We start from the raw sequence: 20835 nt of genomic DNA, 5'->3' as shown, positions 1-20835 counted from the left end.
CGCAGTTTGCCATACAATGCCCCCCATCATGCACGCCAACCGTCTTCATCTGCTCTTGCCGTTCGCGTTGCCGACGGCCGCCGACGCGCCAAGCGAACTGCATTCGCTGCGCGCGCCAGCCCTCGACAAACTGCTCGCACGCGCCACGCTCGTCGAGCGCGTGGCGGGCGAAGACTTTCAGCGCACCCTGCCGCACGAGCGCTGGGTGGCGCGCCAGTTCGGCGTGCTCGCCGACGCTGCCGCATCGAGCGCCGCCGACGAGGCGCCGCTCGCGCCCTATATGATGCAGGCGGATGGTGCCGACCCGGGCGAAGCGGTCTGGGCCTGTGTCGAACCCGTCCATCTGCGCGTAGCGCACGACCATCTGGTATTGCTCGATCCGGCATCGCTTCAACTCCAGGACGAAGAGGCCTGCGCGCTTTTCGACATCGCGAGGCCGCTCGTCGAAGAGCTCGGAATGCGCATCGAGGCACCGCGCCCCGACCGCTGGTATCTGAGCGGGGAGGCGCTCGGCTCGCTGGCCGGCGCCTCGCCGCTGCGCGCGAGCGGGCGCAGCGTCGAAATCTGGCTGCCGCACGACGCCCGCACGGGGCAACGCTCGCGTGCCTGGATGAAGCTTCAAAACGAAGTCCAGATGGCGTGGTTTGAACATCCGATCAACGAAGCACGCGAGGCACGTGGCCTGCCCGCGATCAATTCGCTCTGGCTGCACGCGCAAGGTGCCCGCCAGAGCGTGCGCAGTCCGTTCGCACGAGTCTTCTCCAACGCCGCCGCCACGCGCGGGCTCGCGCTGGCCGCCGGCGTCGCGGCGAGCGCGCCGCCCTCCTCGTACGAACGGCTGCCGGCCGCCGCCAGTCCGGCGGCAGCCGGCCTGGCGGGCGGCGGCACGCTGGTCGAACTCGAAGCGTTCGCGACGCCCTTCATCGCCCAGGACTGGCCCGGCTGGAGTCATGCGCTCACCGAACTCGAGCAGGCGTGGTTCGCGCCCGCGCTCGCGGCGCTGGAAGGCGGAGACATCGGCTCACTGGTCTTGACGCTGTGCGGCGATACGGCATCGGTGACGCTTGCCGCCGGGCGCGGCGATTTGCGCCGGTTCTGGCGTCGACGCGTGCTCGCTTCGCTGTTCGAATGACGCGCCGCTCATATCAGGCATCGCGCGCACGGCGCACGGTCTGCGCGACAACATCACCGTTTCCGATCTTTTCCGACTTGCCATGACCCGAATCGTGACGCGCGCGCCCTCGCCCGCAGACGTTGCTGCGCTGATCAGCCGAGGCCTGCACCCTGTGTTGGCGCGTCTATACGCTTCCCGAGGCGTGTGCCTACCCGAAGAAATCGAAACGACCTTCACCCGGCTCGTCCCGCCGGTCGCCCTGAAGGGCGCCAGCGACGCGGCCGAGCTGCTCGCCGATGCGATTGCCGCCAAGCGGCGCCTGCTCGTCGTCGCCGACTACGACTGCGACGGCGCGACGGCATGCGCGGTGGCCGTGCGCGGTCTGCGCATGTTCGGCGCGACGATCGACTATCTCGTGCCCAATCGGTTCGAATACGGCTATGGGCTGACGCCCGAGATCGTCGAGCTGGCAGCCGCGCGCTCGCCCGACCTGCTGATCACCGTGGACAACGGCATCGCGAGCGTCGACGGCGTGGCCGCAGCCCGCGCCCGTGGCATCGAGGTGCTGATCACCGATCACCACCTGCCCGGCGACGTCTTGCCGGACGCGCGCGCCATCGTCAATCCGAATCAGCCGGGCTGCACGTTCCCGAGCAAGTGTATCGCCGGCGTCGGCGTCATGTTCTATGTGCTGCTCGCGCTGCGGGCCCTGTTGCGCGAACGCGGGGCGTTCGACGCGCCCGGCGTGACCGAGCCGCGGCTCGACGGGCTGCTCGATCTCGTTGCACTGGGCACGGTCGCCGATGTCGTCAAGCTCGACGGTAACAATCGCGTCCTCGTCGCGCAGGGTCTCGCGCGTATCCGGCGCGGCCGTATGCAGCCCGGCGTGGCGGCGCTTTTCCGAGCCGCCGGACGCGAAGCCCGCAATGCATCGGGCTTCGACCTCGGCTTTGCACTCGGGCCGCGCCTGAACGCAGCCGGGCGGCTCTCCGATATGTCGCTCGGCATCGAGTGCCTCATCACCGACGATGTCGGGCGCGCGTGGGAGCTTGCCCAGCAGCTCGACGCGATGAACCGCGAGCGCCGGGAGATCGAAGCCGGCATGCAGGAGCAGGCGCTGGCCGATCTCGCCGGGGTCGATCCATCGGGCACGACGACGATCACGCTCTTCAATCCGGCGTGGCACCAGGGTGTGATCGGCATCGTCGCGAGCCGGCTCAAGGAGAAGTTCCACCGGCCGGCGTTCACATTCGCGCCCGCCGACGAGCGTGGTCTCGTCGCCAAAGGTTCGGGCCGCTCGATCCAAGGCTTTCATCTGCGCGATGCGCTCGATTTGATGGCCAAACGCGAGCCGGGCCTGCTTGCGAAGTTCGGCGGACATGCGATGGCGGCCGGCGTCACGCTCGCCGCGGCCGATGTGCCGCGCTTTGCAGCAGCGTTCGAAAAAGTAGGACGCGAATGGCTCAGCGAGGATGTCCTGGCGCGCGTCGTTTTCACCGATGGCGATCTCGAAGACGCCTATTTCACGCCGCAGATCGTGGAAATGCTCGACGCGGCCGTCTGGGGTCAGGGTTTTCCGGCGCCGACGTTCTCGGGCGATTTCGATGTGGTGTCGCAGGCGCTCGTGAAGGACAAGCACCTGAAGCTGCAACTGATGCGCGGGCGTCAGCGATTCCAGGCGATCTGGTTCAATCACACGGAGCCGCTTCCGGCGCGCGCGCATATCGCATATCGGCTCGCCTGCGATAGTTGGAACGGTGTCGCGCGCGTGCAGCTTTTCGTCGAACATGCGGTCGGCCCGGACGAGGCCGGCTAGCGGCTCGACTGCTTGCGTCATTCGCATCGGGATGACCGATGCCCTCCTCCATCGAATTCGACTCCTCATCGGGAAGTCGCAACTTTTTTGCGCTGCAACGTCACCTACGTGCAAATGGGGCCATGCGCCTCGGATGTACGACTCGCGATGGCTATCGTCGTCACAGCCTGTCACGGCTGGCCGGTCGCGAAAAGGGAGATGACTGCAATGACGCTGTATTTTGTGCGCCACGGGGAATCGCTCGCCAACGAGCAGAACTACTTCGCAGGATCGAAGAATTCGCCATTGACTTCGCTCGGCCGCCGGCAAGCGCAGCAGGCCGCGCGCTACGTTCGCCGCCTCGGCCTGACGTTCGATGAAGTGCACATATCGACGCTCGAGCGTGCCCAGGCAACGGCCACCATTATTCTCGAAGGCGCTGGCGGCACACCGCGCATCGTGCACAGCGAGATGCTGGTCGAGCGCGACTTCGGAATCTTCGCCGGCAAGAACAAGACGCTGATCAAAAAATCGATCGGACACGGGCTCTACGATTTCTGTTTTCACCACCCGGATGGAGCGCCGCCGCAAGGCGAGCATTGGATGGATTTGTTCAGTCGTTGCAAGGCCTACTACGAGGACGTCCTTGCACCGCTCGATCGGCAAGGCAAGAACGTGCTCGTCGTCGCGCACAAGTATGTCGTGGAGATCTTCGCGCTGATCGCTTCGGGCTTGCCGACCGAAGACTACATCGACTTCCGGTTGCCGAATTCACGTCCGCTCTCGTGGAACGATCTGAAATCGATGACGGCGCGCAGTTCGTCGACACTCAACTATATTGGCGAACACGTCGAGATCTACCTGCTGCAATGGATGCTCGCTGCCGCGCTCGCCGGTTTCGTATTTTCGTTCTTCGGCATGGCCTTGCCGCACACGTGGAGCAGCGCCGCCATCGTGGCACTGCTCGCACTGAATGCATTTTTTCTCGCGCTGCGAATCGAGCCGCAATCGCTGCGCGCGAGCGGCGGTCCGGAGAACGTCGCGCTCGCGATCATGAGTTCCGCGCGTGTGGCCGGCGCGTGCATTTTGCTCACCTGCTTTCGCAGCGAATGGCTTCATCTGGTCGGGTTGTTGCTGATCGTGCCGCCCGCGCTTTCCGTGCCGACGTTCTCGCTGGCTCGCGGCGGCGACTATTTTTTCGCCGCGCGCTACACGCTCGCGCTCTCGATCGTGCTACCGGTCATCCTGCTCGCGCTCTTCGTGGGGCATCATCAAGTGGTCGGCGACGTGCGCGCGCTGCAGCGGTTCTTCGTGGTGCTGGTCATCGCGCTCGCGCTGCCCTCGCTTTTCGCGCAGAGCTGGCGGTACGCTCGCCCGATTGCCGCAGGCCGGCTGAATACGAACTGGGGTTGGACCGGTTCCCTCGCAATGGTCTTCCTCGCCTTTCTCGTAGCGCTTCGCTCGGGCGGGCCGCTCGTCGCCGCCGCGCTGCATTCCAGCAGCTGGCATCCGTGGGCGGCGTTGCTGCTGCCGTTCCTCCTCTTCGGAGCGAGCCGTATCGGCAGCGCGCTGTATATGCTCATCCAGGAGCGCCTGAGTGCGCGGACGATCGCGCCGGCCGTCGCACGCGACATTCATCTGTTGCAAACTTCGCCGAACATTTTTCTGTGGCTGAGCCTGCTCATGCCGGAGGCGTTTCGCCACGCGCCGACACTCGTCGCGGGCACGCTGCTCGGGTTCTTTGCGTTCGCGCTGATCGATGAAACGATCGTCGTGAGGCAGTTTCGGCTCGGCGTGACGCTGACGATGTTCGGTGCGCATCGCCGCGATCGTCGGTTCGCCGACGCGCCGCGTGGGGTTTCTGGTGAAACGCTGCAGCTCGTCCCGAGCAGCGAGCCGTAATTCTTTCGACGGCGAAATGCGCTCGAGACGGTGCGAAGCGGTGGACGCCGATCGGCTATAATTTCCCCTTTTGACGACGCAAAAGCAGATCGACATGGAAGCGGAACGCCTGAATGCCATCGAGAGCTCTCTCGCCGACCTGCGCCGCCGCGCAGGCGAGCTACGGGGGTATCTTTGACTACGACGCCAAGGCTGTACGGCTGATCGAAGTCAACAAGGAACTCGAAGACCCGAACGTCTGGAACGATTCGAAGCACGCCCAGGCCCTCGGCCGGGAAAAGAAGATGCTCGAAGGCGTCGTCGACGTACTGAGCACGCTCGACAACGACCTGCGCGACACGAAGGATCTCTTCGACATGGCGCGCGAAGAAGGCGATGAAGACACGCTCGTCGGCGTCGAAAGCGACGCTGCGAAAATCGAGCAACGCGTCGCCGACATGGAATTCCGCCGGATGTTCGCGAATCCGGCCGATCCGAACAACGCGTTCATCGACATTCAAGCGGGCGCGGGCGGCACCGAGGCGTGCGATTGGGCGTCGATGCTGCTGCGTCAATACTTGCGCTACTGCGAACGCAAGGGCTTCAAGGCCGAAGTGCTCGAAGAATCGGAAGGCGATGTCGCCGGCATCAAGAGCGCGACGATCAAGGTCGAAGGCGAATACGCGTACGGTTTCCTGCGCACCGAAACGGGCGTGCACCGCCTCGTGCGCAAGTCGCCGTTCGACTCGTCAGGCGGTCGTCATACGTCGTTCTCGTCGGTGTTCGTCTACCCCGAAATCGACGATTCGATCGAAGTCGACATCAATCCGGCCGATCTACGGATCGATACCTACCGCGCGTCGGGCGCGGGCGGTCAGCACATCAACAAGACCGATTCCGCCGTGCGTATCACGCACTTGCCATCGGGCATCGTCGTGCAGTGCCAGAACGACCGCTCGCAACACCGCAACCGCGCCGAAGCCATGGCGATGCTGAAATCGCGCCTGTACGAAGCGGAAATACGCAAGCGCCAGGCGGAGCAGGACAAGCTCGAATCGAGCAAGACGGACGTAGGCTGGGGTCACCAGATCCGTTCCTACGTGCTCGACAACAGCCGTATCAAAGATCTGCGCACCAATGTCGAAATCAGCAATACGAAAAGTGTGCTCGACGGCGATCTCGATGCGTTCATCAGCGCGAGCCTGAAACAAGGCGTGTAAGCGCCTCATCGTGTCGTGCCGGACGCGCGACAGCCGGCACCGGGCGGCCGCGCGACGTGCGCCGCCCTCCCCCACAGTAGAGAATCATGACCGAACCGACCCTTTCGAGCCAGGACGCCAGCGTCGACGAAAACAAGATCATCGCCGAGCGTCGCGAGAAACTGCATGCGCTGCGCGCGGCGGGCGTAGCCTATCCGAACGACTTCCGTCCGACGCACGAGGCGGGCAGTCTGCAGGCCGATTACGCCGATGCGGACAAGGACGCGCTCGAGGCCACGGCGCTGCAAGTGGCCGTCGCCGGCCGCATGATGCTCAAACGCGTCATGGGCAAGGCGAGCTTCGCCACGGTCCAGGACGGCTCGGGTCAGATTCAGTTCTTCGTGACACCCGCCGATGTCGGCGCCGACACCTACGATGCATTCAAGAAATGGGATCTCGGCGACATCGTCGCGGCGCGCGGTGTGCTCTTCCGGACGAACAAGGGCGAGCTGTCGGTCCGATGCACTGAATTGCGGCTGCTGTCGAAGGCGCTGCGGCCACTGCCCGACAAGTTCCACGGCCTCGCCGATCAGGAAACGCGCTATCGGCAGCGCTATGTCGATCTGATCGTGACACCCGAGGCACGCCAGACCTTCGTCGCGCGCACGAAGGCGATTTCCTCGATTCGCAAGTTCATGTCGGATGCGAATTTCATGGAAGTCGAAACGCCGATGCTGCACCCGATTCCGGGCGGCGCGGCGGCCAAGCCGTTCGTTACGCATCACAACGCGCTCGATATGCAGATGTTCATGCGCATCGCGCCGGAGCTCTATCTGAAGCGGCTCGTCGTTGGCGGGTTCGAGCGCGTGTTCGAGATCAACCGCAACTTCCGCAACGAAGGGGTCTCGCCGCGGCACAACCCCGAATTCACGATGATGGAGTTCTATGCGGCCTACACCGATTACGTGTGGCTCATGGACTTCACCGAGCGCCTGATCCGTCAGACGGCCGTCGACGCGCTCGGCACCGCGACGATCACTTACCAAGGTCGTGAGCTCGATCTGTCGAAGCCGTTCCATCGATTGACGATCACCCAGGCCATCCGCAAGTACGCGCCCGACTATACGGACACGCAACTGGGCGATGCGGCGTTCGTGCGCTCGGAGCTCAAGCGCCTTGGCGTCGACACGACGCAACCAATGTTCCTGAATGCAGGCCTCGGCGCCCTGCAGCTTGCGCTGTTCGAAGAGACGGCTGAAGCTCAGCTGTGGGAGCCGACGTTCATCATCGACTACCCGGTCGAAGTCTCGCCGCTTGCGCGCGCATCGGATTCGGTCGACGGCATCACGGAGCGTTTCGAGCTCTTCATTACCGGACGCGAGATCGCGAACGGTTTTTCCGAGCTCAACGATCCCGAGGACCAGGCTGCACGGTTTCGCAAGCAAGTCGAGCAAAAGGATGCGGGCGACGAAGAGGCGATGTACTACGACGCCGACTACATCCGCGCACTCGAATATGGCATGCCGCCCACAGGCGGATGCGGCATCGGCATCGACCGGCTCGTGATGCTGCTCACCGATAGCCCCAGCATTCGCGACGTCATTCTCTTCCCGCACCTGCGCCGCGAGGATTGAGCGCCGCTCCCGGCGGCGCGCGTCGTTCGACTTTGTAACCATCGGTAAAAGCTGCGGCGCGCAGCGTGTGGCGGGCGTGGCGTTGAAGGTGTCGCACCCTTTGCGCCCCGCAGAAGACGCTCCGCCGCAGCGGAGCAGCCCTATGCTCGCGAAAAAGGCGCCTCGTGCAAGCGGTTACAAATTGAAACGTCGGCCGTGGACCTTTCGCCGAAACTGTCTGTGTCTAAATCAGCGCGCACAGCAAGCACTACATCGTCTCGACGAGGTCCGCCATGAATCAACCCACCACGTCGCCACGCCGCCTTCATCCGCTGATCGCTACCGCGGCTGCGACGATCATCATTGCAAGTCTTGCCGCGACCGCCGCGATCACGGGCGTGTTCCCGAAAGCATCGGGCACCGGCGGCGAGACTGCTCAGACCCAATCGGCCCAGGTGGCCCAGGTGGCCAATCAGCCCGTCGTGGACACCGCCGCGCCCGCCGCCGTTGGCGGTAGCCAACAGCAGGCCGCCGCGCAGCCTCCGGGTGCCCAGGCCGGCGAAGCGACGAGCGGATACGCCGGCCAGCGGCAGCCGTCGCAACCGCTTCAGTCGTCGGTCAGCCCCAGCCCGTCTGCCGCCCAGCCGCCGGCTGAGAGCGCCTATGCGCAGCCACCGCAACCACAGCCACAGCCACAACCGCAGTACGCTCAACAGCCCTACGGACAGCCGCAACAGTACGCCCAGCAGCAAGGCAACCCGCAGCCTTCGTACGCGCCGCAGCAAACCCAGCAGCCCTACACGCCGCCGCAGCAACGCGCGGCTGCACCGTGCGCAAGCTGCGGAACGGTCGAATCGATTTCGGCCGTGCGCCATGAGGGCCGCGGCACGGGGCTCGGCGCGGTCGGCGGTGCCGTTGCCGGCGGCTTGATCGGCAACCAGTTCGGCGCTGGAACTGGCCGCTTGGGCATGACCGCGTTGGGGGCCGTGGGTGGCGGTTTTGCCGGCAACGCCGTCGAAAAACATCTGCGCAGCTCGACCGTGTACCAAGTCCGCGTGCGAATGCAGAACGGACGTACGCGCTATTTCACTTATCACCAGGCACCGCCGTTCCAACAGGGAGAACCCGTGCGGATCGAGCATGGCGCGCTCGTCGCACGTTAAGCGCAAAGGCAGCCCCGGGCTCGATCGAGCCCACAAACAAAAAGGCGATCCGCTCGGCGGATCGCCTTTTTATTCATGACCGGCGGGCCCCATCGCGCGGGCGCCGGTCACTCCTGAGCATCTTCGATCCAGGCCAGCTGAATCGCTTCGAGGATCTTTTCGTTCGAACGCTCGGGGTCGTCGTCGAAGCCCTCGAGCTCCGTGACCCAACGATGCAAGTCGGTGAACCGCACATATTGCGGATCAACATCGGCATGCTTGTCCGTGAGGGCCATTGCGATGTCCTGGGTGTCCGTCCACTTCATGGCTGCTCCCTCCTCCTCAGTGGTTTTCCTTCGCGTGGTTGATCGAATAACGTGGGATCTCGACCACGAGGTCCTCGCCGGGCGGCACGATCGCCTGGCATGAAAGTCGTGATGTCGGCTCCAGCCCCCACGCCTTGTCGAGCAGATCGTCCTCGTTCTCTTCCGAGGGTTCGAGCGCTCCGAAGCCTTCTCGAACGATCACATGACAAGTGGTACACGCGCAAGACATTTCGCAAGCGTGCTCGATCTCGATGCCGTTTTCGAGCAGCGTTGCGCAAATGCTCTTGCCCGGCTCGGCTTCTATGACAGCCCCTTCCGGGCACAGTTCGACATGAGGCAGCACCACGATTTGCGACATACGGATTCCGTTCGGTCAGTAAGATGTGCGGCGGCGGGCGCGCTGTCGAGCACGCTCCGCCTGCCAGTCAGATTTCGTCGAGCTTGCGCCCCTGCAAGGCAGCGCGGATGCTCTTGTTCATCCGCCGAGCGGCAAACTCATCGGTCTCGGCGGCAAGCGCTTTCGTTTGCGCCTCGATCGCATTCGCGTCGGCGCCGCTCGCGGCCGAGCGAAGACGGTCGAGCGCGCTGACGACGCGCGAACGCTCGTCGGCGTCCAACAGTTCGCCGTCCGCGGCCAGCGCGGCCTCGGTCGCTTCGCTGAGCCGCTGAGCTTCGACCTGCGCCTCGCGCAGCGCGCGTGCCCGCATGTCGACTTCGGCGGATTGGAAGCTGTCCTCCAGCATGCGCGCGATCTCGTCATCGGCCAAGCCGTACGACGGTTTGACGACGATGGATGCCTCCACGCCCGAGTGCTGCTCGCGCGCCACGACCGAAAGCAATCCGTCCGCATCGACCTGGAACGTCACGCGAATGCGCGCCGCACCGGCGGCCATCGGCGGGATGCCGCGCAACTCGAAACGGGCGAGCGAGCGCGAATCGGACACGAGCTCGCGCTCGCCTTGCACGACGTGGATGGCCATCGCAGTCTGGCCGTCCTTGAACGTCGTGAACTCCTGCGCACGCGCGACCGGGATCGTCGAATTGCGTGGAATGATTTTCTCGACGAGTCCCCCCATCGTCTCGATACCGAGCGACAGCGGAATGACGTCGAGCAGCAGCCAATCGTCGCCGCCGCGATTGCCCGCAAGCAGGTCGGCCTGAATCGCCGCACCGAGTGCGACGACCTGATCGGGATCGAGGTTCGTCAGCGGCGGTTTCCCGAAAAATGCTTCGACGGCACGCCGAATCACCGGCATGCGGGTTGCGCCTCCCACGAGCACCACGCCTTTGATCTCGGCCGGCGACACCTTGGCATCGCGCAACGCCTTTTTGGTCGGCGTCAGCGTGCGCTGCACGAGCGGCTGCACCAGCGCCGAAAACGCCGCTTCCGTCACGGGAATCGAGATCATCGTGCCATCGGAAAGCGTCGCTTCGAGCATGACCTCGGGGACAGTCGATACCGCCTCCTTGGCCGCGCGCACGCGATCGAGCAGCAGGCGGACATCCTCGGGCGGCAAATGCTGCTGGGCCAGCCCGGCCTCGCTCAAGACATGGCGATAGAGCAGATGATCGAAGTCGTCCCCGCCGAGCGCCGAATCGCCGCCCGCCGCGAGAACCTCGAAGACACCCTTGGTCAGCTTGAGGACCGAGAGATCGAACGTTCCGCCGCCCAGATCGTAGACGGCGTACAACCCTTCGGAACCATTATCGAGGCCGTAGGCAATCGCCGCCGCAGTCGGTTCATTGAGCAGCCGCAGCACATCTATCCCGGCGAGGCGTGCGGCGTCCTTCGTTGCCTGGCGCTGCGCCTCGTCGAAATAGGCGGGCACGGTGATGACCGCTCCGACGAGCTCGTCGCCCAGCGTATCCTCGGCGCGCTGACGCAGCGTCGCGAGAATCTCGGCCGACACCTCGACCGGACTCTTGATGCCCGCGACCGTGCGAATCTGGACCATGCCGGGCGCCTCGACGAAATCGTAAGGCGCGTTCTCGGCACCGTCGACTTCCGCCTTGCCGCGTCCCATGAAGCGCTTCACGGAAACGATGGTATTGCGCGGATCGAGGACGGCTTCTTCCTTCGCCCTCAGTCCGATGCGGCGCCCGCCTCGTTCGAGATAGCGAACGACGGACGGCAGCAATACGCGACCGTGCTCATCGGGCAGCGCGTCGGGCACGCCGTTGCGCACCGCGGCAACGAGGGAGTTCGTCGTACCGAGGTCGATACCCACGGCGAGCCGCCGCTGATGCGGCGCCGGTGCCATGCCGGGTTCGGAGATTTGCAGTAAAGCCATCTGTAGTTATCTTCGGGGAGACTGCGCTGCCGTTGTCGAATATGAGCCCTAGCCGTTCGCATAGGGGCTCGGCTCAGTCTCAATGTTCGAGCCGCTCGATCTCTTTGCCGAGCTCGGCAACGACGCGCTCGATGAACATCAACTGCCGCACCGCTTCCGCGGCCGGCTGATTGGCACCGCTGTCGAGCAACGCGGCGAGCTTGTCGAAGCGCACGCGTTCCTCCTCGCGCAGTTCTTCGAGCAAGTCGTCCAATGCCGGAACGCTGCGCGCGGACGCGGCGTCTTCCACGCGCTCGCGCCATTCCATCTGCTGCATCAGGAACATCGGCTCCATCGCCGTATTGTTCTCGGCATCGACATCCACGCCGCGCAGCGATAGAAGATAGCGCGCGCGCTTCAACGGATCGCGTAACGTGCCATAAGCCTCGTTTGCGAGCGCGGCCCACTGCATGGCCACCCGCTTTTGCGCGTCGCCCGCGGCGGCGAAGCGGTCCGGATGAACTTGCGTCTGGACCGTCCGGTAAGCGGCATCGAGCGCCTGGATGTCCAGCGCAAACTGCTCGGGCAGATGAAAGAGATCGAAGTGGCTTTGATGAATCGAGGCCATGAAAATCGGTTGTCGGTTAAAAGCACCCGGCATCGCAGCGATACCGCGCCCATGCGTGACGCCGAAGCGCGAACTCCGATCGACAAAAAGGCGGCCCGCGCCGCCCTTTGCCCGCCGATTGCAGCGTCAGACGCGGAACGATTCGCCGCAGCCGCACTCGTCCTTGACGTTCGGATTGTTGAACTTGAAGCCCTCGTTCAATCCCTCACGCGCAAAATCGAGCTGCGTGCCGTCGATATACGCGAGGCTCTTCGGATCGACGATGACCTTCACGCCGTTCGATTCGAACACTTGATCCTCGGGCTCGAGTTCATCGACGTACTCGAGCTTGTAGGCGAGACCCGAGCAGCCGGTCGTACGCACGCCCAGCCGCAATCCGATGCCCTTGCCGCGCCGTGTCAGGTACTTCTGCACCTGCTGCGCTGCCTTGTCCGTCAATGTAATTGCCATGGCACGTTAAGCAACTTGCTGTTTCACTTCCTGCGCGGCCTCGCCAGCAGCGCCGGTGTGGCGTTGCTTGTAGTCGGCGACCGCGGCCTTGATCGCGTCCTCCGCCAGAATCGAGCAGTGGATCTTGACCGGCGGCAGCGCGAGCTCCTCGGCGATCTGCGTATTCTTGATCGAGAGCGCCTCGTCGAGCGTCTTGCCTTTCACCCACTCGGTCACGAGCGAGCTCGACGCGATGGCGGAACCGCAACCGTAGGTCTTGAACTTGGCATCCTCGATCAGACCGTCGGCGCCGACGCGGATCTGCAGCTTCATGACGTCGCCGCAGGCCGGCGCGCCGACCATGCCGGTGCCCACTGCGTCGTCGTCCTTGGCGAACGAGCCGACGTTGCGGGGGTTCTCGTAGTGATCCAATACTTTGTTGCTGTAAGACATGGTCAAAACTCCTTGATTCGCCTGATTCGTTTAGTGCGCGGCCCACTTGATCGTGGAAAGATCGATGCCGTCCTGGTGCATTTCCCACAGCGGGGAAAGGTCGCGCAGCTTGGCGATCTTGCCCTTGAGCAAGTCGATGACGTAATCGACGTCCTGCTCGGTCGTGAACCGGCCGACCGTAAACCGGATAGAGCTGTGCGCGAGTTCGTCGTTACGACCCAGCGCGCGAAGCACGTAGGAAGGCTCCAGCGACGCCGACGTACAGGCCGAACCGGACGACACGGCCACATCCTTGATGGCCATGATCAACGATTCGCCCTCGACAAAGTTGAAGCTCAAATTCAGGTTGTGCGGAATCCGGCGCTCCATGTCGCCGTTGACGTAGACCTCTTCGATCTCCGACAACCCGCGCAGCAAGCGGTCGCGCAACATCCGCACGCGTTCGTTTTCCGTGGCCATTTCCTCGCGCGCGAGGCGAAAAGCCTCGCCCATGCCGACGATCTGATGCGTCGGCAGCGTACCCGAGCGCATACCGCGCTCGTGGCCGCCGCCATGCATTTGCGCTTCGATCCGCACGCGCGGCTTGCGGCGCACGTAGAGCGCACCGATACCCTTCGGGCCATAGGTCTTGTGAGCCGAGAACGACATCAGGTCGACCTTGAGCCGGCCCAAATCGATCTCCACCTTGCCCGTGGCCTGCGCGCCATCGACATGAAAAATGATGTTCTTTTCACGGCAGATTTCGCCGATCGCTTCGATGTCCTGAATAACACCGATCTCGTTGTTCACGTACATGACCGACACGACGATCGTGTCCGGCCGCAGCGCCGCCTTGAAAACGTCGAGATCGATGAGGCCGTCGCTCTTGACATCGAGATAGGTGACATCGAACCCTTCGCGCTCGAGCTCGCGGCAGGTATCGAGTACCGCCTTGTGCTCGGTCTTGACCGTCACGATGTGCTTGCCGCGACTCTTGTAGAAGTGCGCAGCGCCCTTGATGGCCAGGTTGTCCGATTCGGTCGCACCCGACGTCCAGATGATTTCGCGCGGATCCGCCTTCACGAGCGCCGCAACCTGCTCGCGCGCCTCTTCCACGGCACGCTCCGCTTCCCAGCCATAAGCATGGCTGCGCGAAGCCGGATTGCCGAATTGCTCCCGCAAATAGGGAATCATCTTGTCCACCACGCGCGGGTCGACGGGCGTCGTCGCGCTGTAGTCCATATAGATGGGCAGGTGGGGGCTCGGGTTACTCATCAATCGCTCCGGGGAAATCGTTGTTTTGGGTCAGGCGCCCGCTCGGCCATGGCATCCGCTTTCATATGCCGGCGCGCGCAGCATTCGTTCACGAACTCGCGATATTGAATACCGAGTTCGGTCCTTTGGGCGCCAGACGCGGTGCCTCGGGCGCCGCCGGCTCGCTGCGCCGATCGTGGAGCACCGTGGACGCGCCTTCGCGCGAGCGCTGCTGATCGACCAGGTCTTGCAGCGAGACCGAATCGAGATACTCCACCATCTTCTGGTTCAGCGTGGACCAGAGCTCATGCGTCATACAGTGGCCGTCGTTTTGCTTCGTCCCCTCGCACGAACCCTTGCCGCCGCATTGCGTGGCATCGAGCGGTTCGTCGACGGCAATGATGATGTCGGCGACAGTGACTTCCTGCGCGCGGCGCGCGAGGTTGTATCCACCGCCCGGCCCGCGCACCGACTCCACGATCTCGTGGCGGCGCAGCTTGCCGAACAGTTGTTCCAGATAGGACAGCGAAATGCGCTGGCGCTGGCTGATGCCGGCAAGCGTCACGGGACCTTGATCCTGGCGCAAGGCCAGGTCGATCATCGCCGTGACGGCGAAACGGCCTTTGGTGGTGAGTCTCATGATTGCGGGGGGACCGGATTCTCGACGATTTTGGTCAAGTATAAATACATGAGGATTTTAGTCAAGTATCCCTCCTTCCGGGGCGGTTATGGGTGCACGATCAAATCAAGCCGTCTCACCGGCCAGCCCGGGACGCAGGCGCGCGAGCAAGCCGCGGCAGGCATCCTCGCATTGATCGAGCACGAGTTCGAACCCCTCGCCCCCACCGAAGTACGGGTCCGCGACCTCGTTCACCGCCGGCTGGCTGCCGAACTCCATCAGAAGTCGGACGCGCGAGCGCAGCGCAGGCGGACACAACTGCCGCAAATGGGCGAGATTCGCGGCGTCCATCGCAAGCACCAGATCGAATCGCTCGAAATCGGGCGCGGCGATCTGCCGGGCTCGTAGTCCCGACAAGTCGAACCCGCGCCGGCTTGCGGCCGTCTGCGCCCGATGATCGGGCGCCTCGCCGACATGCCAGTCGCCCGTACCCGCCGAATCGACGGTGATCCATTCCGTGAGGCCCGCGGCTTCGACTTGCGCGCGCATGACGGCTTCAGCCGTCGGCGATCGACAGATGTTTCCCAGGCAAACGAAGCAAATGGCAACGGGTTTCATAAAGCACCCGGCGCGTCCGGGTTGGCACATGGATCCAGGTCGGCTGCCGGCCACCGCTGCCGACCCGGCATTATAGGACCGGGAGCGTTACAGCGCTTGCGACGGCTCGGTGTCCCTGGCCGCCGAAACGCTCGAGGACGCGCGCACCGGCTGCGTACCGACGAGCCCGTACGAGACCGCGCGCGCCAGCTCGGCGCTGAGTTGCGCCGCCGCCAGCGGCGCATGCGAACTGTGTTGCCGGCGCTCGCCATAACCCTGCATCGCTGCCATCGCGGCAAGCATCAGAACGACGGCCAGGGGCCAATAGACGGATATTTTCGTTTTCATAGTGCGCCTCGTTTCGCAACGGACATGCGCCCTCGCATGCCCGCATTCTGTGAGACGTATTTTATAGACGCCGCCTATCGAGACAAAGATGGGAATAGCGAATTCAGCGTTACGCCAGCGCAAACAATGCGCCGCATCGGCAGCATCGATATTCGCGTTGCTCTTCGCGCCGACTAGTCGCGATGACTGCGCTGCGCGGCATAGAGCTCGCGAAACGTGCGCCCGACCGGCGCCGGCATGTCGCGCGTGGCAGTCCATCCCTGGCCGAACGGCAGCCGGGTGATCGCGCGGCGCTCGCCGCCCATGCGCTCGAGCACGCGCACCATCAGTTTCGCGACGAGCGCATAAAGCGCCGGACGCGAGGCGACGAACCCCCAGACGGCCAGCGCCGCGCGCTCGGTCACCGGCCGGAGATGACGCTCGGTCTGCTTCTCGCGCAACTTGCGCAGCAGGTCCGAGATCGGAATCCCCACCGGACAGACACTGTTGCACTCCCCGCACAGCGTCGCCGCCTGCGGCAGATCGAGCGCCTTGTCGAGCCCGACGTAGCTCGGCGTGAGTACCGAGCCCATTGGTCCCGGGTAGACCCATCCATACGCATGGCCGCCGACTTTCTGATACACGGGGCAATGATTCATGCAGGCTCCGCAGCGGATGCAGCGCAGCATTTCCTGGAACGCTCCGCCGATGAGGCCCGTGCGTCCGCCATCGACGAGCACGACGTACATGTGCTCCGGCCCGTCGCCATCGCCCTCGCCGCGCGGCCCGGTCAGCAGCGAAAAATAGTTCGAGACCGTTTGCCCCGTCGCCGAGCGCGGCAAGAGGCGCATCGCAACAGCCAGATCCTCCAGCGTCGGCAACACTTTTTCGATGCCGGTCACCGCCACGTGCACGCGCGGCATGACGGTACACATCCCTTCATTGCCCTCGTTCGTCACGATCGCGACGGAGCCCGTCTCGGCAATCACGAAGTTGCCGCCCGTCACGCCCATGTCGGCGGAAAGAAACTGGGGACGCAGCACCTCGCGAGCTTCGCGCGTCATGGCGGGAATTTCGGTGAGACGCGCCCGACCGTGGGTCTTGGCGAACAGATCGGCGATTTCTTCTTTGTCCTTATGGACGACGGGCGCGATGATGTGGCTCGGCGGCTCGTTGTCGTTGATCTGCAGGATGTACTCGCCGAGATCGGTCTCCACGGACTGCACGCCCATCTCCGCCAGTACGGCATTCAGACGCATCTCCTCGGACACCATCGACTTCGTCTTGATGACCTTCTTGACGTCATGCTTGCGCGCGATCTCTCCGACAAGTTGCGCCGCATCGCGCGTCGTTTCGGCGAACAGCACGGTGACGCCGCGCCGGGTCGCTTCGCGCTCGAACGTTTCGAGCCAGACGTCGAGATTCTCCAGCGCACGATCGCGGCGTGCCTTCAGCGCCGCGCGCGTTGCCGGGAAGTCGATCGCCTGCATGGCCTGCGCACGCGCGCTCACGAACTTCGTCGAGAGCTTGGTCAGGTTGTGCTGCAATCGCGGATTTGCCAGATTTTCCTTGGCGCGCGCCTTGAAATGCATCGATTGGACTTGCATGGTCGGCCCGACGTAACGAAGAAAAAAGCCCTGTCAGAGATCCGCGGCGAGCACCTGGGCAATATGCAGCACGCGCGTCGTCGCATCGCCCGTGCGGCGAAGCCTGCCCTCGATGTTCAGCATGCAGCCGAGGTCCCCGAGTACGACGGTCGCGGCGCCGCTCGCGCGGATGTTCTCGCACTTCTCGTCGACGATCGCCGTCGAGATGTTGCCGTATTTGACCGCGAAAGTGCCGCCGAAACCGCAGCAGTGCTCGCACCCTGGCATTTCCGTCACCGCCACGCCCCGCATTGCGAGCAACGCGCGCGGCTGCTGCTTCACGCCAAGCTCGCGCAGCCCGGCACAGGAGTCGTGATAAGTGACCGGTCCGGCGGATTCGGCCCTCGGCAACTCGATCTTCGCCACATTCACGAGGAAATCGGTCAGCTCGAAAACCTTTGCCCGCATCCGCTCGTAGCGGCCCATGAGCTCCGGATCGTCGCGAAAGAGATCGGCGTAATGCACGCCGATCATGCCGCCGCACGAACCGGACGGAACGACGACGTAATCGAATTGCTCGAACTCGCGCAGCGCCTTTTCGGCGAGATCGCGCGCGATGCCCCGCTCGCCCGAGTTGTAGGCGGGTTGCCCGCAGCAAGTCTGCGCGGGCGGCACGACGACTTCGAACCCTGCACGCTCGATGAGCTTGATTGCGGCAAACCCGATCTCCGGGCGCATGAGGTCGACGAGACAGGTAACGAACAATCCGACTCGCATAGCGGCTCCGTTGGAAAAACGCCTGTCATTATGCGTCGTTTGCCGGCGTCGGCAACACGAATCGAGCCGGAACACAGAGTTCAAGCGATATTCAAACGCCGTTCGCTTTTTTCACAATACGAGATACAATGTTTTTTTGCTTTGCGTCAATCGATCCACGATGAGCGATACGAATCAGGACTCCAAGACATCGATCCAGGTGATCGAACGAATGATGCGGCTGCTCGACGCCCTGGCCGCGCATAGCGATCCGGTCAGCCTCAAGGAGCTGGCGATCCGGACGGAGCTCCACCCGTCCACGGCACACCGCATTCTCAACGATATGGTCACGTGCCGGCTCGTCGATCGCTCGGACCCGGGCACCTACCGGCTGGGCATGCGGCTGCTCGAACTCGGCAATCTGGTCAAGGCGAGGCTGTCCGTGCGCGATGCAGCGCTGATGCCGATGCGGGAATTGCACCGCCTCACGGGACAGACCGTCAATCTGTCCGTCCGGCAGGGAGACGAGATCGTCTATATCGAACGTGCGTATTCGGAGCGCTCGGGCATGCAAGTGGTCCGGGCGATCGGCGGGCGCGCTCCATTGCACCTGACTTCGGTCGGCAAGCTTTTTCTCGCCGTTGACGAGGCTGCGCGCGTGCGCGCCTATGCCACGCGCACCGGCCTGTCGGGCCATACCCAAAACAGCATCACCGATCTGGCCCGGCTCGAGCGCGAACTCATGCAGGTTCGCCAGCAAGCGTGCGCGCGCGACAACGAGGAGCTCGAACTCGGCGTACGCTGCATCGCCGCCGGGATCCATGACGATACGGGCAAGCTCGTCGCGGGCCTGTCGCTGTCGGCACCGGCAGACCGGCTCCAGGACGCCTGGCTCGTCCACCTGAGCCGCACGGCGCTCGTCATTTCCGAAGCCCTCGGTTATCGCCCGGAAGCAGCGACCGAAAACGCCAAGGCGAAAACAGCCTGAGGAAAGGGGGCGAACGCAGGAGCGAACGCGCAAGCCGCCAAAGCGCCACCCCGCCGCACCGCCTCAAACACAAAGCCCCGCGAATGCGGGGCTTTATGCTTTGTCTCTACAGGAGCAACCGGCGCTCAGGTGCCGTGTCCGCCCGTGTCGGCGCTCGTAATACGCTGCTCGCCGCCGCCGTTATCGAGCCACGTGCGCAGGCGCGCCGCATCGGCAAACCGCGAGTACTTGCCGGCCGAATCGAGCAACACCATGATGATGGGCCGGCCCTGGATCGTCGCCTGCATGACGAGGCATTCACCCGCCTCATTGATGAAGCCGGTTTTCTGCAGACCGATCTCCCAGTTCGACTTCGCGCTACGCACGAGCGCGTTCGTACTGTTATAAGCAATCTCGCGCCTGCCCGTATCGACGGTGTAGCTGCGGTCGGTCGAGAACTTCCGAATGAGCGGATACTGATACGCGGCATCGACCATCTTCACGAGATCGCGCGCCGTCGAGACATTGCGGCTCGTCAGACCCGTCGGATTCTCGAAGTGGGTATCGGCCATGCCGAGCGCCTTGGCCTTTGCATTCATCGCGGCGATAAACGCCGGACGTCCGCCCGGGAAATAGCGCGAGAGCGCCGCGGCTGCACGGTTTTCCGATGCCATCAGCGCAATGTGCAGCATATCTTCACGCGAAAGCACCGAGCCGACGGAAAGACGCGAGCCCGTGTGTTTTTCGAGATCGCGATCTTCGTCGGTCACTTCGAGCAGATCCGTCAGCGGCAGGTTGGCATCGAGCACCACCATGGCCGTCATCAGCTTCGTGATCGAGGCGATCGGTACGACGGAATGCGAATTCTTGTCGAAAAGCGCTTCTGACGTGTTTTGATCGATGACATAAGCGACATTCGAACGCAACGCGAGGCCCTCGGGGCCTTCCTGCAGCCCGAACGGCTGACCGGCCACGGGCGAGCGCGGCTCGAACGCAATCCTGTGCATTGCGCCATGACGGCCACGCGTGCGCAGCGTGTACGACACGCGCTTTTTACGCGAGCGCTCGTCGGGCGCTGCGGCCGCCTTCTCCGTTCGGACGGATTGCTTGACGGCTTTTTTCGATGAATGTGTTTTGGTGGCTGCGGGCTTGGACGAAGCCGCATCGGTCGAACCCGACGCTGCGAGCGCGTCGATAGGAGCCGCGAAAATGGCGGCGGCAAGGAGGGTTGCGGTGACCGAGACGACTCTCGTAAGCGCCACGCCGTGCCTCACTTTGAGCGACGAAAACAGTGCGGTTTTCATTGGTGTTCTTGATACGGAGGTGGCGAGAGACGAAGCGTTGACGGCAAGTGTAGTAAAGCTACTAAAAATTAGCAATCAGAAGCACTTATCGTCGGTCTTTGAAGCAATTTGTAGCTAGCTGCACGGCCAACGGCATCGATGCTTGTATATTGCGACAAGTCGGCGCCGACCAGTAGGGCCATACCCACATATCGGCGCGCCTCATGCAAACTTAAGCGAATGGTCGGGAAAACACCGGCATTCGAGCGACGAAACGTGTATGGGACCGAAGTGGCAGGCAAAAGGTTCGCACCCTTTCTCCGCACCGCTTCGCGCCGCACACACCCTGCTGACCGTCGAGAAGATCAGATAACGCGCGCGAGGAGCGCTGCGTTGACACCCTTTTTGTGAATTTTGCCATGCCGCCGTCATGGCAACGCGCCATGCGGGCGCGCCGCAGCAATCCCCGTACCCGGGCGCTGCACGTGGCCGACCCTCGCCCGCGCTAAGCCGTTGTTTCGGTGCGAAATCCTTTACATTGTGCATTGCACCAAATTGCACTTGACATTTGAGCGCGCAAGCCTAAAATAGGCTCTGATGTTGCGACGCACAATACG

Annotated in this window: 20 protein-coding genes; 7 read left to right on the top strand and 13 right to left on the bottom strand. The window is 63.6% G+C overall.

Annotation, left to right across the window (positions count from 1 at the left end; translation table 11 throughout):
• Positions 1 to 16: 16 nt before the first annotated feature.
• From ACO1XS_RS18470 to ACO1XS_RS18445, 6 genes are all read left to right on the top strand, one after another.
• The gene (locus ACO1XS_RS18470; protein ID WP_331570786.1) at positions 17 to 1132 is read left to right on the top strand and encodes a regulator; all 1116 of its coding nucleotides are present in this window, start codon (positions 17 to 19) and stop codon (positions 1130 to 1132) included.
• Positions 1133 to 1214: 82 nt separating this feature from the next.
• A complete protein-coding gene (recJ, locus tag ACO1XS_RS18465; protein WP_486391357.1) occupies positions 1215 to 2930 on the top strand; it encodes a single-stranded-DNA-specific exonuclease RecJ in 1716 nt (571 codons plus the stop codon).
• 207 nt (positions 2931 to 3137) lie between these two features.
• On the top strand, positions 3138 to 4811 hold the full coding sequence (locus tag ACO1XS_RS18460; protein ID WP_331570782.1) for a histidine phosphatase family protein: 1674 nt from the start codon (positions 3138 to 3140) through the stop codon (positions 4809 to 4811).
• 94 nt (positions 4812 to 4905) lie between these two features.
• Positions 4906 to 6010, top strand: a protein-coding gene (gene prfB, locus ACO1XS_RS18455) for a peptide chain release factor 2 (protein ID WP_331570780.1) whose coding sequence is annotated in 2 segments (ribosomal slippage) — positions 4906 to 4986 and positions 4988 to 6010 — 1104 coding nt in all. Because the reading frame shifts where the segments join, the coding sequence is not laid out codon by codon here.
• A gap of 86 nt (positions 6011 to 6096) precedes the next feature.
• Positions 6097 to 7623 (top strand): lysine--tRNA ligase, encoded by a 1527-nt coding sequence (gene lysS, locus ACO1XS_RS18450; RefSeq protein ID WP_331570778.1) that lies wholly within the window; start codon positions 6097 to 6099, stop codon positions 7621 to 7623.
• A gap of 272 nt (positions 7624 to 7895) precedes the next feature.
• On the top strand, positions 7896 to 8765 hold the full coding sequence (locus ACO1XS_RS18445; RefSeq protein WP_486391356.1) for an outer membrane lipoprotein: 870 nt from the start codon (positions 7896 to 7898) through the stop codon (positions 8763 to 8765).
• A 107-nt stretch (positions 8766 to 8872) separates the two neighbouring features.
• On the opposite strand, the gene iscX is transcribed toward ACO1XS_RS18445, so the two are convergent.
• The 12 genes from iscX to ACO1XS_RS18385 form a co-directional block, all read right to left on the bottom strand.
• The gene (iscX, locus tag ACO1XS_RS18440) at positions 8873 to 9070 is read right to left on the bottom strand and encodes a Fe-S cluster assembly protein IscX (RefSeq protein WP_173255431.1); all 198 of its coding nucleotides are present in this window, start codon (positions 9068 to 9070) and stop codon (positions 8873 to 8875) included.
• A 16-nt stretch (positions 9071 to 9086) separates the two neighbouring features.
• Positions 9087 to 9428, bottom strand: a complete 342-nt coding sequence (fdx, locus tag ACO1XS_RS18435) for an ISC system 2Fe-2S type ferredoxin (protein ID WP_331570774.1) — start codon at positions 9426 to 9428, stop codon at positions 9087 to 9089.
• Positions 9429 to 9495: 67 nt separating this feature from the next.
• Positions 9496 to 11361, bottom strand: coding sequence for a Fe-S protein assembly chaperone HscA (gene hscA / locus ACO1XS_RS18430; protein ID WP_331570772.1), 1866 nt, complete (start codon positions 11359 to 11361; stop codon positions 9496 to 9498).
• 79 nt (positions 11362 to 11440) lie between these two features.
• Positions 11441 to 11968: a Fe-S protein assembly co-chaperone HscB gene (hscB, locus tag ACO1XS_RS18425; RefSeq protein WP_331570770.1), complete on the bottom strand. Its 528-nt coding sequence runs from the start codon at positions 11966 to 11968 to the stop codon at positions 11441 to 11443.
• Between the two features lie 126 nt (positions 11969 to 12094).
• Entirely contained in the window at positions 12095 to 12418 is a 324-nt protein-coding gene (gene iscA, locus ACO1XS_RS18420) for an iron-sulfur cluster assembly protein IscA (protein ID WP_173255427.1), read from the bottom strand.
• A 6-nt stretch (positions 12419 to 12424) separates the two neighbouring features.
• Positions 12425 to 12850, bottom strand: a complete 426-nt coding sequence (iscU, locus tag ACO1XS_RS18415; RefSeq protein WP_331570768.1) for a Fe-S cluster assembly scaffold IscU — start codon at positions 12848 to 12850, stop codon at positions 12425 to 12427.
• Between the two features lie 30 nt (positions 12851 to 12880).
• Positions 12881 to 14104, bottom strand: a complete 1224-nt coding sequence (locus ACO1XS_RS18410; protein ID WP_486391355.1) for an IscS subfamily cysteine desulfurase — start codon at positions 14102 to 14104, stop codon at positions 12881 to 12883.
• Between the two features lie 88 nt (positions 14105 to 14192).
• Positions 14193 to 14723 (bottom strand): Fe-S cluster assembly transcriptional regulator IscR, encoded by a 531-nt coding sequence (iscR, locus tag ACO1XS_RS18405; RefSeq protein WP_173255424.1) that lies wholly within the window; start codon positions 14721 to 14723, stop codon positions 14193 to 14195.
• 105 nt (positions 14724 to 14828) lie between these two features.
• Positions 14829 to 15320, bottom strand: a complete 492-nt coding sequence (locus tag ACO1XS_RS18400) for a low molecular weight protein-tyrosine-phosphatase (protein ID WP_331570764.1) — start codon at positions 15318 to 15320, stop codon at positions 14829 to 14831.
• A gap of 87 nt (positions 15321 to 15407) precedes the next feature.
• Entirely contained in the window at positions 15408 to 15647 is a 240-nt protein-coding gene (locus ACO1XS_RS18395; RefSeq protein WP_331570762.1) for a hypothetical protein, read from the bottom strand.
• A 173-nt stretch (positions 15648 to 15820) separates the two neighbouring features.
• Positions 15821 to 17233: a lactate utilization protein B gene (locus ACO1XS_RS18390; RefSeq protein WP_331570761.1), complete on the bottom strand. Its 1413-nt coding sequence runs from the start codon at positions 17231 to 17233 to the stop codon at positions 15821 to 15823.
• Positions 17234 to 17266: 33 nt separating this feature from the next.
• Positions 17267 to 17989 (bottom strand): (Fe-S)-binding protein, encoded by a 723-nt coding sequence (locus ACO1XS_RS18385; RefSeq protein WP_331570759.1) that lies wholly within the window; start codon positions 17987 to 17989, stop codon positions 17267 to 17269.
• Positions 17990 to 18149: 160 nt separating this feature from the next.
• Here ACO1XS_RS18385 and ACO1XS_RS18380 point away from each other — a divergent pair, with 160 nt between their 5' ends.
• Positions 18150 to 18956 carry an IclR family transcriptional regulator gene (locus tag ACO1XS_RS18380; protein WP_331570757.1) on the top strand — a complete coding sequence of 269 codons (807 nt, stop codon included), beginning with the start codon at positions 18150 to 18152 and terminating at the stop codon, positions 18954 to 18956.
• A 125-nt stretch (positions 18957 to 19081) separates the two neighbouring features.
• On the opposite strand, the gene pbpG is transcribed toward ACO1XS_RS18380, so the two are convergent.
• Entirely contained in the window at positions 19082 to 20239 is a 1158-nt protein-coding gene (pbpG, locus tag ACO1XS_RS18375; RefSeq protein ID WP_331570755.1) for a D-alanyl-D-alanine endopeptidase, read from the bottom strand.
• Positions 20240 to 20835: the final 596 nt, after the last annotated feature.

This window comes from Trinickia sp., assembly GCF_057351765.1.
The sequence above is the reverse complement of the archived record's forward strand: the minus strand, read 5'-3'. Positions and strand labels throughout refer to the sequence as shown.

Coding starts and splice junctions, on each gene's coding strand:
- ACO1XS_RS18470 (WP_331570786.1), top strand. CDS start 17: ATGCCCCCCATCATGCACGCCAACCGTCTTCATCTGCTCTTGCCGTTC.
- recJ (WP_486391357.1), top strand. CDS start 1,215: ATGACCCGAATCGTGACGCGCGCGCCCTCGCCCGCAGACGTTGCTGCG.
- ACO1XS_RS18460 (WP_331570782.1), top strand. CDS start 3,138: ATGACGCTGTATTTTGTGCGCCACGGGGAATCGCTCGCCAACGAGCAG.
- lysS (WP_331570778.1), top strand. CDS start 6,097: ATGACCGAACCGACCCTTTCGAGCCAGGACGCCAGCGTCGACGAAAAC.
- ACO1XS_RS18445 (WP_486391356.1), top strand. CDS start 7,896: ATGAATCAACCCACCACGTCGCCACGCCGCCTTCATCCGCTGATCGCT.
- iscX (WP_173255431.1), bottom strand. CDS start 9,070: ATGAAGTGGACGGACACCCAGGACATCGCAATGGCCCTCACGGACAAG.
- fdx (WP_331570774.1), bottom strand. CDS start 9,428: ATGTCGCAAATCGTGGTGCTGCCTCATGTCGAACTGTGCCCGGAAGGG.
- hscA (WP_331570772.1), bottom strand. CDS start 11,361: ATGGCTTTACTGCAAATCTCCGAACCCGGCATGGCACCGGCGCCGCAT.
- hscB (WP_331570770.1), bottom strand. CDS start 11,968: ATGGCCTCGATTCATCAAAGCCACTTCGATCTCTTTCATCTGCCCGAG.
- iscA (WP_173255427.1), bottom strand. CDS start 12,418: ATGGCAATTACATTGACGGACAAGGCAGCGCAGCAGGTGCAGAAGTAC.
- iscU (WP_331570768.1), bottom strand. CDS start 12,850: ATGTCTTACAGCAACAAAGTATTGGATCACTACGAGAACCCCCGCAAC.
- ACO1XS_RS18410 (WP_486391355.1), bottom strand. CDS start 14,104: ATGAGTAACCCGAGCCCCCACCTGCCCATCTATATGGACTACAGCGCG.
- iscR (WP_173255424.1), bottom strand. CDS start 14,723: ATGAGACTCACCACCAAAGGCCGTTTCGCCGTCACGGCGATGATCGAC.
- ACO1XS_RS18400 (WP_331570764.1), bottom strand. CDS start 15,320: ATGAAACCCGTTGCCATTTGCTTCGTTTGCCTGGGAAACATCTGTCGA.
- ACO1XS_RS18395 (WP_331570762.1), bottom strand. CDS start 15,647: ATGAAAACGAAAATATCCGTCTATTGGCCCCTGGCCGTCGTTCTGATG.
- ACO1XS_RS18390 (WP_331570761.1), bottom strand. CDS start 17,233: ATGCAAGTCCAATCGATGCATTTCAAGGCGCGCGCCAAGGAAAATCTG.
- ACO1XS_RS18385 (WP_331570759.1), bottom strand. CDS start 17,989: ATGCGAGTCGGATTGTTCGTTACCTGTCTCGTCGACCTCATGCGCCCG.
- ACO1XS_RS18380 (WP_331570757.1), top strand. CDS start 18,150: ATGAGCGATACGAATCAGGACTCCAAGACATCGATCCAGGTGATCGAA.
- pbpG (WP_331570755.1), bottom strand. CDS start 20,239: ATGAAAACCGCACTGTTTTCGTCGCTCAAAGTGAGGCACGGCGTGGCG.